Below are 12,667 nucleotides of genomic sequence, written 5' to 3'. Positions count from 1 at the left end.
CCTCGCGCTCAGCCCTCGCTGATGCTCCGCGAGCCGGCGTCGAAGCGGCCGAGATCGCCCGTCTCCCCCGCCCGCACGGCCCGGCCGCCGAGCACCAGGAAGTAGGCGATGAAGCCGCCGAGCGCGAGCGCGCCGATGCCGATCTTCAGCCACCACGGCCACGGCGCCGGCGTCACGAAGCCCTCGATCACGCCCGAGACGAGCAGCACGAAGACCAGCCCGATCGCGACCGTGAACAGGCTCCGCGCGTCCTCCGCGAGCGCCTGCCCCCGGGTGCGCGGCCCGGGCGCGATCCAGGCCCAGAAGATCCGCAGGCCGGCCGCCGCGGCGACGAAGACCGCCGTCAGCTCGAGCAGGCCGTGCGGGAGGATGTAGAGGAAGAAGGTGTCGCCCTCGCCGACGTGGAACATCACGGCGACCGACGTGCCGAGGTTCTGCGCGTTCTGCAGCAGGATGTACGGCACGTAGACGCCGACGATGCCGAAGGCGACGCACTGCGCCGCGATCCAGGCGTTGTTGGTCCACACCTGACCGGCGAAGGACGCGGCCGGGTTCTCGGAGTAGTAGTCGACGAAGTCCTCCTGCGCGAAGCGGCGCAGCTGCTCGTCGTCGCCGAGCGCGGCGAGCAGGCGCGGGTCGCCGAGGATCCAGACCGCGAAGAGGCCGGCGACCAGCACGGTCGCCAGCGCGACGGCCAGGGTCAGCCAGCGGATCCGGTACAGCGCGGCGGGGAACGAGACGACGGCGAAGCGGGCGACCGCGGCGAGCGGATCCCCGCGCGTCCCGGTCAGGCGGCCCCGCGCTCGCGAGAGCGAGACGGCCAGGCGCGTGCCCACGGCGGTCGACCCCGCGGTCGAGGAGATCGCGGCGAGATCGGCGGAGGCGGACTGGTAGCGCTCCACGAGCTCGTCGGCCTCGCCGCCGGTCAGCCGGCGCTTGCGCGCGAGCTCGTCCAGGCGGGTCCACTGGCCGCCGCGCGCGGCCGAGAGAGCATCGATGTCCATCTGCTGAGATGATAGCCGGGGCCGACGATCGAGGGAGCTGCTGCATGTCCGACGACCGCGACGACGTCCGCCTCGACAGCGCCGGCTTCGACACGGCGGGCCTGGTCACCGGCGAGGCGATCGCCCTCGAGATCCCCGTCACCTCGTTCGTCCTGCGGGCCGCCGGCGCGATCATCGACCTCGTCGCGGAGTTCCTGCTCGCCCTCGGTCTCTTCTACCTGGTCTTCGTCCTGGCCGGGGACGGCGGACTCGACCCCGCCGCCACGGCCGCCGTCGCGATCGCCGCACTCGTCCTCTCGATCGTGCTCGTGCCCGTCGCCGTCGAGACCGCGACGCGGGGGCGCTCGCTCGGCAAGCTCGCCGTCGGCGCCCGGGTCGTCCGCGACGACGGCGGCGCGATCGGCTTCCGCCACGCCCTCGTCCGGGGTCTCACCGGCGTGCTCGAGATCGTGATGACGGCCGGCGGGCTGGCCGCGGTGGTGGGTCTGCTGTCGCGCCGCTCGCGCCGGCTCGGCGACGTGCTCGCCGGCACGCACAGCCAGCTCGAGCGGGTGCCCGCCGCGCCCCCGCTCGTCGTCGAGGTCCCGGCGCCGCTCGCCGGCTGGGCGACGACCGCCGACGTGGCGCGGCTGCCCGACGCCCTGGCGCGCCGGCTCGCGCAGTTCCTCCGCCAGCGCTCCGGGATGACCGAGCCCTCGCGCTCGCAGCTCGCCCGCTCGCTGGCGCAGGAGGCCGCCGCGTTCGTCTCGCCGCTGCCGGCCGCGCCCGCCGAGGACTTCCTGCTCGCGGTCGCCGCGCTGCGCCGCCGCCGCGAGGAGCGGGCGCTGGAGCTCGTCGACCGGCGGATGAGCCGGCTCGCACCGGTGCTCGCGGACGCGCCGCGCGGCTTCCCGGTGCGCGAGGCGCCTCGGGCTCCGCGGGGCGCTCCGGCTGCACCGGGCGCTCCGGCTCCGCAGGACGCTCAGGCCGACGGCGGCTCGAGGTAGCGCACGGTCTCCCAGCCCCGGGGCACCAGCAGCCGCCGGTCGTGCTCGGCGCACAGGTCGTAGCCGTGCGGATCGGGCTGCGGGCTGAGCGGCCCGACCGCCACGAGCGAGTCCCGGTAGTCGTAGGTGAGCGTCACGACCGCGGGGAGGCTGCACCCGGTGCGCGAGCACTGCCGTCGGTCCATCGCGCCACAGTAGCAAGAGGCTCCGGGGCAATAAGCTGGTCCAATGCCCCGCGCACGCCGTTCCACCGCTCGTCAGTCGAGCTCGGTGCGCGGCGGCTCGCGCGACCGGCACGGCCGGGGCATCCGCGGCGCCGTGACCGGCCCGCACCTGCCGCCGCTGCAGACCCGCGCCGACTTCTTCGAGACCACCATCGGCTCCGCCTTCGACTACCTCCGCGACGCCTGGCCGGACGAGCTCGCGGGGATCCGGGTGGAGCTCGCCTCCACGCCCGACGTCGATCCTGCCCGGCTCGAGGGCACGGGCATCGCCCGCTGGCGAGTCGACCACGCCGCGCGACGGATCACGCTGTACCGCGTGCCGATCGAGCGGCTGGCGAAGCTGCACCGCCGCGATGAGTGGCACCAGCGGATGATGATCGAGAGCTACGTCTTCCGCGCGGTCGCCGAGCTCCTCGGCCGCGATCCGTGGGACATCTCCCCGGACCGGTTCCGGCACCACTGAGCGTCCGGCCCCATTGAGCCGGGCGGTGCCTCCCGGGCGCCGCCGGCCGCTCAGTGCGAGTAGACGGTGACCGGGGAGGACAGCGGTCCGGGCGGCACGATCGCGTAGCCCGCGATGCGCCCCTCGTTCGCGATCGAGACGGACGCCTGCACCGGCTGGTCGCTGGTGACGACCACGGGGTCGACGCCGAGCTCGGCGGACACCGAGGCGAACGGGCCGATGTCGAGGGTGCGGGTCCCGGTCTCGGACTCGAGCTGCACCGACGCCGAGGAGTCGCTGCCGTTCGCGAGGTGCAGCACGGCTCCGGTCTCGCGGGTGTTGCCGACGCCGAAGGGCACGTCGGTCGCCGTCCCCGACACGAACCAGGCGAAGTCGGTCCCGGCGGTGCCGGTCGACGTCGTGCGGCCGGCCGCGACGACGGGCTGGTCGGAGGTGAGCGTGACGCGGTAGGAGCCGTCCGCGAGGCCGGAGAGGGGGACCTCGCCGACGCGGCCGGCCGGGACGACGACCTGGGTCGAGGTGCCGATGCCGCTCGGGTCCTCGTTCGCGACCTCGATCGAGACCGTGCTGTCCGCCTCGCCGGGGGCGAGGATGCGCAGGACGGGGGTGCCGTCGCCTCCGGTGCCGTCGTCGCCCGCCGTGTCGGCCGGGGGCGACGCGACGGTGAAGCCGGAGATGACGGCGAGCGTGGACGGCGCGGCTGCGGGGCCGGTCGTCTCGACACCCTGCGGAGTCAGGCCGGAGATGACGCTGCTCTGGATGCTCGCCGCGATCTCGCCGCCGCGCGCGGTCATCCGGACGACCGGCTGGAGCACGTCGGGGGCGAGCCCGGCCAGCGGGAGGGCTCGGACGGTGCCGGCGGGGACGACGATGCCGGTCGCCCCGGTCGCCGGGACGACGCCGTTCTCGCCGTAGAGGGCGAGGTCGACCGTCGCCGCCACCTCGCTGGCGTTCGCGAGGACGAGGGTCGAGGTCCGGCCGACGTCGGTCGATCCGGCGACGAGCCAGCTGTCGGCGGACGGCTCGGCGCAGCCGAGAGCCGAGAGGCCGAACAGCTCCTCCGTCGCGATGGACTGGGTCGTCACGCCGCCGGGCGTCGGATCGGACTCGGCGGGGACGTCGACCCGGGTGATCCCGGTGCCCGGGGAGGCCACGTCGGCCTCCTCGAGTGCCGAGGCGTCGCCCGTCGCGTCCTGCGGCCAGAGCGAGCTGCCCGACTCGCCGAGCGCGCTGAGCTCCTCGGGGTCGCTCGCGTCGATCAGGTCGCCCGCGCAGACGAGCGCTCCGTCGGCCGCCACGGGGGTGACCACGACGCCGTCGGCGGCCCGGCTCGCGAGCGGCCCGGGGAGGATCTGGGGCAGGACGACGGCGGCGCCGGCGAGGGCGAGCCCCGCGACGCCGGCGGCGGTGCGGAGCGCGGTCCGGCGGCGCCGAGCGGCCGAGACGGTCCGGTCGCGCTTCGGGGCGGCCGCGGGGGCGTCCCTGCCGGGCTTCGCGGCGGAGCGCTCGGCACGCCGCTCGGCACGCGAGGGGCGGGGCGGGGTCGGCGTCATGCGCTTCTCCTGGTCGGCGGGATCAGGCTCGGGGCGGCCGGGCGCGGACGACTCGGCCGCGGGGCGAGCGGGCACCGCGGGATCGGGCACGGAGCGATCGGGCACGTCGGGATCAGGCACGGAGCGATCGGGGACGGACGGATCGGGCACGGACGGATCAGGCATCGTCGGTCCCGTCGTCGAACTGGCCGGTGGCCTCGCCCGGCTCGTCGTCGATCCCCGCGACCGCGGCTCCCGAGCGGGAGCGCTCGAGCGAGAGGCCGGTGGGGACGGCCAGCAGGAACGCGACCAGGAAGACGATGAGCAGCGCGATCGTGTAGGCCACGCCGAACGGGCCGACGACGCCCTGCGGCGCCGCGTCGATCCGGGTGCCCTCGGTGTCGACGGCGGTCCAGAGCAGGCCGTACTGGGTGTCGCCGACGGCGGAGAACGCGGCGTTCCCGTCCAGCGAGACGGCGGCGCGGGCGCTGACGGCCGAGGCCGCGTCGCCGGCGTCGGCGCTGGCCGGTGGAGCGAGCACGACGAAGCGCACGCCGAGGTCCTGCAGCGCCGTTCCGACCTCGTAGCCGGTGCGCGAGACGAGGTTGCCCGCGAGCTCGTCGATCTCGTCGGTCTGCTCGGTGCCGGTGGCGGCGAGGGTCGACTGCTGATCGAGGGTCGCTCCCGCGCCGCGCTCGAGCCGCGCGAGGATGCCGCCGTCCGACTGCGGGACGAGCACGATCGTGCCCACCCGCGGCTCGTTCTGCGCCTCCGCCGCGACGTACGCGGGCAGCGAGCGATCGGAGCCGGCGGTCGTCACGGTCCCGCCGCCCATCGGGAACAGCACCGCCAGCGGAGCGACCGCCACGACCGCGGCGGCCGTGACGACCAGAGCCGGGACGACCCGGTAGGACGGCAGCGCGGCGACCGAGAGCGAGAAGCCGACGACCAGGCCGAGCCAGTACAGGCTGAGGCCCGTGCCGCTCCAGACGGCGACCGCCTCGGACCCGGTGGTCACCACCTGGACGTCCTGCGCGAGCGCGGCGGTCAGCAGACCGGCGGCGGCCACGCCCACACCGCCGAGGGCGGAGAGGTTGTTCGGCAGCAGCAGCGCCGCGAGCGCCGAGATGACCAGCGGCAACACGAGCACCGCGGTCGCGAGACCGGCTGCCGACGCGGGGACGCCCAGACCGCCGAGGAGGTCCAGCCAGCCGGTCGTGAAGCCCGAGGGGAAGCCGGCGACGAGCGAGAAGAAGTCGACCCGGCCGGTCGGCAGCGGCACGCCCGGGTCGGCGAGGATCGCGAACCAGTCGCCCCGCTGGGCGTGCGCGACGATGATCGGGAAGAGCAGCGCGAGAGCCGGGATCGGCAGTCCGGCGAAGCGGCCGATCCGGCGACCGGACGTGGCGAGCACGACGATCCAGATCACCGCGAGCGGGATCGCGAGCACCGGCGCGCAGGCGACGACCGCCGCCGCCAGGATCGAGGCGGTCGCCGAGGACGACCAGGAGCGGTAGGCGCCGAATCCGGCGAAGAAGAGCCAGGGCAGCAGGACGTGCACCAGGATCGCGGCCGGGCGGCCCTCGGACTGCGCGGCGAAGAAGGCCGGCGCGAGCAGGTAGACGAAGGCGCCGGCGCCGCGGGCGATCGGCCGCGCGGTGAGGCGGGCGATCATCATCCACGCGCCCATCGTCGCGAGCGGCAGAGCGGTGAGGTAGAGGAGGACGATGGAGAAGCTCGGCGCCCAGAACGTGAGCGAGCCGAGCACGGCGAGCACGGCGGCGAACGGGTCCGCGGCGCCGATGAAGCCGGAGCCGAGGTCGCGCCAGCCGTACGCGGCGTTCCGCCACAGCTCGCCGACCGACGGCGAGAGGGTGAGCAGACCGCCGCCGCCCATGGCGGTGGCCGCGAGCAGGCGCGCGTAGACGATCAGCCCGGCGATCGCGGCGACCAGGACGATCCAGACGCCGCCGCCCTGGAAGAAGTGCAGCGGGTGGCGCTCGCGGCTGGCCTGCACCCGGACGGCGTCGTGCCGGACCGAGCGGAGCTGGCGGACCACGTCGAGCGGGATGCGCAGCGGCGCGATGGCCTTCCAGCCGACGTTCTTCGACGAGCGGAGCACGCGCCTGGCGTGGAAGACCTTGGTGCCGCCGAACGCGACGACGAAGGCCGCGAGCAGCTCGCCGCCGACGAGGCCGGGCTGCTTGCGCAGGAGCCGGACGGCCGCGCGGCCGACGGCGAGCGGCACCAGCGAGAGCCAGTGCACGACGAGCAGCGCTACCGGCGCGTAGGCGAGGCGGCGGTGCAGCTGCGCGGTGCGGTGCTGGCGGGCGCGCCGCCGCTCCCCGCTGTCGATCCGGCGGCCGTCCGGACGCTGCAGGCCGATGCGCGCGGTGGTGACCCGGGCGTCGGGGACGCGGCTTACCCGGTGGCCGGCGAGGCGGGTGCGGATCGAGAAGTCGAGGGCATCGTCGACCACGGGCAGCCCGGGGTCGAAGCCGCCGAGCTCCTCCCAGAGCGCGTGCCGCACCAGCATGCCGCCGGCGGCGACGGCGAGCACGTCGGGCGTGGCGTCGTGCTGGCCCTGGTCGAGCTCGTCCTCGACGAGGTGGACGGTGGTGCCGTAGTTGGTGATCGACTCGCCGTAGCTGCGGATGTAGCCGGAGCGGGTCCAGTCCATGACCTTCGGCCCGGCGACCGCGACGGAGGGCGCGACCTCGACCGCGCCGAGGAGCGCGGCGAGCGCACCCGGCTCAGGGGCGGAGTCGGCGGCGAGCAGCCACAGCCACTCGTCCTCCCCCGTCGGCGCCTGCATGACGCGCACGGCGCGGGCGACGGCCTGGCCGAACGGGAGGTTCTCGGCGACCTGGACGAACTGCGTCGGACCCCAGCCGGAGAGGAGCTCCCCGGTCGCGTCCTTCGAGCCGCCGTCGACGAACACGGTCGCATCGGGCTGCCGGGTCTGGGCCCGCAGAGCCGCGAGGGTGCGTTCCAGGTAGGCCGCGCCGTTGTGGGCGACCAGGACGGCGGTTACTCGGGGATACATCGCGGACCACCCTAAGCGATGGGCGCGCGGCGCCCCGCGGCGGCTCGCCGCCCCCGGTGAGCGGCGGTCGTCACGCCCGACGGCGCAGCTTGCGGCGCTCGCGCTCGGAGAGGCCGCCCCAGATGCCGAAGCGCTCGTCGTTCTCGAGCGCGTACTCGAGGCACTGCGCCCGGACCTCGCACGAGGTGCAGATCTTCTTCGCGTCGCGCGTGGATCCGCCCTTCTCGGGGAAGAACGCCTCCGGATCGGTCTGCGCGCAGAGCGAGTCGACCTGCCAGGAGAGGGCGCCGCCGGGCGCCTCGCTGCCCGAGTCGACGCCCTGGCGGACGCCGGGGACACCGAGGCGAACGGGATCGACGAACCAGTCCTCGGGGACCGCGCTCATGCCGGAGGCCCGGTCGCTGCCGGGGCCTGCGTCGTCTCCGAAGCCTCTGTCGCTTCCGAAGCCTCTGTCGCTGCCAGAGACGCTGTCGGGAATCGCCATACCGTCTCCTACCCCGCCCGCGAACATGATCGGCGACCGGCTCCTCCCGGAGGGTGGGCCGCCTCAGTAATTACACCGGTGTCATTCGCTGAGGTCAAGTCGCGGACCATAAACCCTCAACCCGCCGTGGAGGGTTCACGACACACCGGCGTGTCGCGACCGTGTCGAAGCTCCCGGCCGGCGTCAGGACCCCGCGGCGCTCCGGGCGCGCCAGGCGCTCTCCACCATCTCGGCGACGGTGTGGCGCATCTCCCAGCCGAGGTCGCGGGCCGCGGTCTCGCCCGAGGCGACGATGCGGGGCGGGTCGCCCGGGCGGCGCGGCGCGACCTCCGGGGTGAAGGCGATGCCGGTGCTGTCGGCGATCGCGGTCATGATCTCGCCGACCGAGGCGCCGGTTCCGCTGCCCAGGTTGTAGACGGGGTCGATCGGCTCGCCGGCGGCCAGGCGGCGGGCCGCCGCGACGTGGGCGAGCGCGAGATCGGCGACGTGGATGTAGTCGCGGACGCAGGTGCCGTCCGGAGTGGGGTAGTCGTCGCCGTTGATGCGCGGCGTGCGGCCGGCCAGCAGCGCCTCGAAGACGAGCGGGAAGAGGTTGTGCGGGCTGGTGTCGTAGACGTCCGGGTAGCCGGAGCCGACGACGTTGAAGTAGCGGAGCGACACGTGGCGCACCCCGTGCGCGCGGCCGGCATCGGCGAGCAGCCACTCGCCGATCAGCTTCGACTCGCCGTAGGGCGACTCGGGGCTCTTCGGGGTGCTCTCGGTGACGAGCTCGACGTCGACCGCGCCGTACACCGCGGCGCTGGAGGAGAAGACGATCGAGCGGACGCCGGCGCGCTCCATCGCGGCGAGCACGCGCATCGTGCCGATGACGTTCTGCTCGTAGGTGTGCAGCGGGCGCTGCACCGAGACTCCCGCGTACTTGAAGCCGGCGACGTGCACGACGCCCTCGATGTCGTGCTGCGCGAAGACCTCGTCCAGCAGCGCCTCGTCGAGGATCGAGCCGCGGTGGAACGGCACGCCCTCGGGGACGAAGCCCTCGTGGCCGGACGACAGATCGTCGAGGACGACGGGGTCGATGCCCTGCTCGGCGAACGCGCGCACCACGTGCGCTCCGATGTACCCGGCTCCCCCGGTGACCAGCCATGCCATGTGGATCCTCCTCGATGACGGGCGCCGCGCGCGCACCGACGCAACCCTAGCGGCGGGGCGGCGCGGGCCAGGTGGCGGGATCTCGTGGTGTCGCGATATCCTGCCGTCGTGCTCCGCTCCGCCGCCGTCCTCGCCCTGCCCGGGGTCGCCCCGTTCGAGTTCGGCGTGGTCTGCGAGGTGTTCGGGATCGACCGGCGCGACCACGGCGGGCCGGTGTTCGACTTCCGGATCGCGACCGTGGATCCGGGGCCGGTGCGCACCTCGCTCGGCTTCGAGCTGATGATCGCCGACGGCCTCGAGGCGGCCGAGGACGCCGACCTGATCGCGGTGCCGGCGCACCCGATCGGCCCCGCCGACGAGCGCGTGCTCGCCCTGCTGCGCCGCGCCCACGAGCGCGGGGCGTGGATCGTGAGCGTCTGCAGCGGTGCCTTCGTGCTGGCCGAGGCGGGACTGCTCGACGGGCGGCGGGCGACGACGCACTGGATGCACGCCGACGAGCTCGCCCGGCGCCACCCGGCGGTCGAGGTCGACCCGGACGTCCTGTTCGTGCAGGAGGGCCGGATCGTCACGGGCGCCGGGACCGCGGCCGGGATCGACGCGTGCCTGCACATCGTCCGCGAGGAGCTCGGCGCCGCGGCCGCGAACGTCGTCGCGCGCCGCATGGTGGTGCCGCCGCAGCGCCACGGCGGCCAGGCGCAGTTCATCCCGACGCCGATCCCGGAGGCGCGCGCGGACTCGCTCGCCGACGTCACCGAGTGGATGCTGCACCACCTCGACGAGGAGCTCAGCGTCGACGTCCTCGCGCGTCGAGCGCTGATGTCGCCGCGCACCTTCGCCCGCCGCTTCCGCGCCGACCTGGGCACCACGCCGCTGGCCTGGCTCAACCGCCAGCGGCTGCTCCGCGCCCAGCAGCTGCTGGAGGAGTCCGACCTGACCCTCGAGGCGATCGCCGCCCGCGTCGGCTTCGGCACCGCCGCCGTCCTCCGCCACCACTTCGCCCGCGTGCTGCAGACGACGCCCGCCGCCTACCGCCGCACCTTCGCGACGGCGGCCGCGGCCGCCTCCTGAGCCCCGCCCGCGAGGACGACGGACCGGAGGGCCCCCGGTCAGACGGTGGCGACGAAGAGGGTGCCGCGGCCGGTGACCGAGAGGGCGCGCTCCGACGGCGTCACGTAGACGCTGCCGCCGCGCTCGACCTCGACCGAGCCCTCCGCGCCGTGGACGGTGAAGGACCCGGCGGTGGCGATCGCGATGGCCGGACCGTCGAGCTCGACGCGCACCGGCTCGTCCGAGGTCGGCTCGACGACGGCGAGCAGGAAGTCCGGCACGTCCGGCCGGTAGACGCGCAGCCCGGGCGCGGGCTCCTCGGCCGGCAGGTACGGCACCGGCAGCGGCGAGAACTCGAGAACGCTGACCAGCTCGGGCACGTCGATGTGCTTCGGCGTCAGCCCGCCGCGCAGCACGTTGTCGGAGGCGGCCATCAGCTCGACCCCCGTGCCCGCGAGGTAGGCGTGGATGTTGCCGGCGGGCAGGTAGAGCACCTCGCCGCGGGCGAGCCGCACGCGGTTGAGCAGCAGCGAGAGCACGACGCCCGGGTCGCCCGGGTAGGCCTCGGCGAGCGAGCGCACCGTCGCCGTCTCGAGGCGGTCGTCGCCCGCCGACGCGGCCACGACCGCCGCGATCAGGGCCGCGACCTCCGCGCGGTCGCCGTCGGCGAGCAGCCACGAGACCGCCCGCCGCAGGACGACCGACGGCTCGCCCTCGAGCTCGCCGGCGAAGCGCGCGATCGACTCCGCCCCCTCCCCCGCGGCACGGCTGGCCAGCTCGGCCAGCAGCGCCCGGGTGCCGTCGAGCTCGCGGAAGCCGCAGAGCGCGTCGAAGCTCTCGGTGAGCGCGTAGATCAGCTCGGGCTTGTGGAACGGATCCTTGTAGTTGCGCTCGGCCGCGTCGCGCGGGACACCGGCCTCGTCCTCCTCGACGAAGCGGCGCTGCGCCGTCGCGGACGACGGGTGCGCCTGCAGCGACAGCGGCGCGCCCGCCGCGAGGATCTTGAGCAGGAACGGCAGCCGCGGCGCGCCGGACACGGGGTCGACCGAGCCGGCGACTCCGGCGAGCGCCGTCTCCGGCTCGCGGGCGATCCACTCGGCGAGGGTCGACGCGCCGACGGAGACGGGGTCGAGGATGCGGGCCGGCGAGCCCGGGTGCGCCCCCAGCCAGAGCTCCGCCTCGGGTCGGCCGGACGGCGCGGTGCCGAGGGCGTCCGAGATGCCGGTGAGCGAGCCCCAGGCGTAGTCGCGGGGGGTGTTGCCGATCGGGATGAACACGGCGGAGGCCTTCCGTTCCGGGGCGGGCTGCGAGGCGGGATGCGGGGCTGCGCCGTCCGGACCCTGCCGGGGCGGCCCGGGCCCGACGCTAGCAGGATCTACAAGAGCGGCCCCGGAGGACCGGCCGCCGCTTGGCGCCGATCACCAGCGTCCGCGCCGGCCGTCCGCCCCCTTCGTACGCTGGGAGGAGCCGCACCGCCGCCGCTCCTGCGGGCCGAGTCGCTGCGCGCCCGAGCGATGGAGCGATGAACCATGGACAGCACGACCTTCGAACTGCTCACCGCCGACTTCTACGGCTTCGAGTCGCGGCTCACCCCCGCCGAGAAGGAGCTCCTCGTGGGCGTCCGCGCATTCCTCGAGGAGCAGGTCCGCCCGATCGCCGACGAGTACTGGGAGCGCGCCGAGTTCCCGCGCCAGCTCATCCCCGGGATCCACGCCACCGGCGTGATCGGCCTCTCCTGGCCCGAGACGCGCACGATCGAGAACTCGTCGGTGTTCCGCGGCTGGGTCGCCCTCGAGTTCGGCCGGGTCGACGCGAGCATCGCCACCTACGTCGGCGTGCAGAACGGCCTGGTGATGGGGACGGTCGGCGTCGCCGGCTCCGAGGAGCAGCGGGCCGAGTGGCTGCCGAAGCTCGCCTCGGGCGAGGTGATCGGCGCCTTCGGCCTCACCGAGCCGCACTCCGGCTCCGACTCCGCGCAGGGCCTGCGCACCACCGCCCGCCGCGAGGGCGACACCTGGATCCTCGACGGCGAGAAGCGCTGGATCGGGAACGCGACCTTCAGCGACGTCACCGTGATCTGGGCGAAGGACGTCGCCGACGGCCAGGTGAAGGGCTTCCTCGTCCCGACGAGCACCCCGGGCTACCGCGCCACGGCCATCGCCCGCAAGCAGAGCCTGCGCACCGTGCAGAACGCCGACATCGTGCTCGAGGGCGTCCGCGTGCCGGAGTCGCTGCGCCTGCAGGGCGCGAACTCGTTCCGCGACACGGCGAAGGTCCTCCGCCTCACCCGCGCCGAGGTCGCCTGGCAGGCCATCGGCGTCGCGATCGGCGCCTACGACGCCGCCCTGCGCTACGCCCGCGAGCGCGTGCAGTTCGGCAAGCCGCTGGTCGGGCACCAGCTGGTGCAGGACCTGCTGGTGAAGAGCATCGGCAACATCACCGCGAGCATCGCCCTGGCCACCCGGGTCTCCGAGATGCTCGACGCGGGCGAGCAGCGCGACGAGCACTCCGCACTCGCGAAGGCGTACACGACGGCGCGGATGCGCGAGACGGTCGCCTGGTGCCGCGAGGTGATGGGCGGCAACGGCATCGTCCTCGACTACGGGGTCGCCCGGTTCTTCGCCGATGCCGAGGCCCTCTACTCCTACGAGGGCACCCGGGAGATGAACACGCTCATCGTCGGCCGCGCGATCACGGGCAGCGCGGCGTTCGTCTGAGGCGCAGCCCGCCCG

General features: G+C 74.7%; 11 protein-coding genes. 4 read left to right on the top strand and 7 right to left on the bottom strand.

The window, feature by feature from the left end; genetic code table 11:
• Nucleotides 1-8: 8 nt before the first annotated feature.
• A complete protein-coding gene (locus C1I64_RS02510; protein WP_127886104.1) occupies nucleotides 9-1,004 on the bottom strand; it encodes a stage II sporulation protein M in 996 nt (331 codons plus the stop codon).
• A 44-nt stretch (nucleotides 1,005-1,048) separates the two neighbouring features.
• Here C1I64_RS02510 and C1I64_RS02505 point away from each other — a divergent pair, with 44 nt between their 5' ends.
• Complete coding sequence (locus C1I64_RS02505) at nucleotides 1,049-1,990, top strand: RDD family protein (RefSeq protein ID WP_127886103.1); 942 nt, start codon at nucleotides 1,049-1,051, stop codon at nucleotides 1,988-1,990.
• Here C1I64_RS02505 and C1I64_RS02500 read toward each other — a convergent pair.
• A complete protein-coding gene (locus tag C1I64_RS02500) occupies nucleotides 1,966-2,175 on the bottom strand; it encodes a DUF3499 family protein (protein ID WP_123444386.1) in 210 nt (69 codons plus the stop codon). The genes C1I64_RS02505 and C1I64_RS02500 overlap by 25 nt on opposite strands.
• Nucleotides 2,176-2,218: 43 nt before the next feature.
• Here C1I64_RS02500 and C1I64_RS02495 point away from each other — a divergent pair, with 43 nt between their 5' ends.
• On the top strand, nucleotides 2,219-2,677 hold the full coding sequence (locus C1I64_RS02495; RefSeq protein ID WP_123734335.1) for a metallopeptidase family protein: 459 nt from the start codon (nucleotides 2,219-2,221) through the stop codon (nucleotides 2,675-2,677).
• 50 nt (nucleotides 2,678-2,727) lie between these two features.
• Here the strand turns inward: C1I64_RS02495 and C1I64_RS02490 are convergent, their stop codons facing one another.
• The 4 genes from C1I64_RS02490 to galE form a co-directional block, all read right to left on the bottom strand.
• Entirely contained in the window at nucleotides 2,728-4,230 is a 1,503-nt protein-coding gene (locus tag C1I64_RS02490) for a DUF5719 family protein (protein WP_127886102.1), read from the bottom strand.
• Between the two features lie 157 nt (nucleotides 4,231-4,387).
• Nucleotides 4,388-7,255, bottom strand: coding sequence for a glycosyltransferase family 2 protein (locus tag C1I64_RS02485; RefSeq protein ID WP_127886101.1), 2,868 nt, complete (start codon nucleotides 7,253-7,255; stop codon nucleotides 4,388-4,390).
• Nucleotides 7,256-7,325: 70 nt separating this feature from the next.
• Nucleotides 7,326-7,640, bottom strand: a complete 315-nt coding sequence (locus C1I64_RS02480; RefSeq protein ID WP_127886100.1) for a WhiB family transcriptional regulator — start codon at nucleotides 7,638-7,640, stop codon at nucleotides 7,326-7,328.
• Between the two features lie 282 nt (nucleotides 7,641-7,922).
• Nucleotides 7,923-8,888, bottom strand: coding sequence for a UDP-glucose 4-epimerase GalE (galE, locus tag C1I64_RS02475; protein WP_127886099.1), 966 nt, complete (start codon nucleotides 8,886-8,888; stop codon nucleotides 7,923-7,925).
• Nucleotides 8,889-8,996: 108 nt separating this feature from the next.
• Here galE and C1I64_RS02470 point away from each other — a divergent pair, with 108 nt between their 5' ends.
• A complete protein-coding gene (locus C1I64_RS02470; protein ID WP_127886098.1) occupies nucleotides 8,997-9,956 on the top strand; it encodes a GlxA family transcriptional regulator in 960 nt (319 codons plus the stop codon).
• Nucleotides 9,957-9,994: 38 nt separating this feature from the next.
• On the opposite strand, the gene manA is transcribed toward C1I64_RS02470, so the two are convergent.
• Nucleotides 9,995-11,212: a mannose-6-phosphate isomerase, class I gene (gene manA / locus C1I64_RS02465; protein ID WP_127886097.1), complete on the bottom strand. Its 1,218-nt coding sequence runs from the start codon at nucleotides 11,210-11,212 to the stop codon at nucleotides 9,995-9,997.
• 252 nt (nucleotides 11,213-11,464) lie between these two features.
• Between manA and C1I64_RS02460 the strand changes: the two genes are divergently transcribed.
• Nucleotides 11,465-12,652 (top strand): acyl-CoA dehydrogenase family protein, encoded by a 1,188-nt coding sequence (locus tag C1I64_RS02460; protein WP_127886096.1) that lies wholly within the window; start codon nucleotides 11,465-11,467, stop codon nucleotides 12,650-12,652.
• Nucleotides 12,653-12,667 lie beyond the last annotated feature (15 nt).

It is taken from the genome of Rathayibacter festucae DSM 15932 (genome assembly GCF_004011135.1).
GTDB lineage: Bacteria > Actinomycetota > Actinomycetes > Actinomycetales > Microbacteriaceae > Rathayibacter > Rathayibacter festucae.
This window is presented reverse-complemented; position numbering and strand designations above follow the sequence as displayed.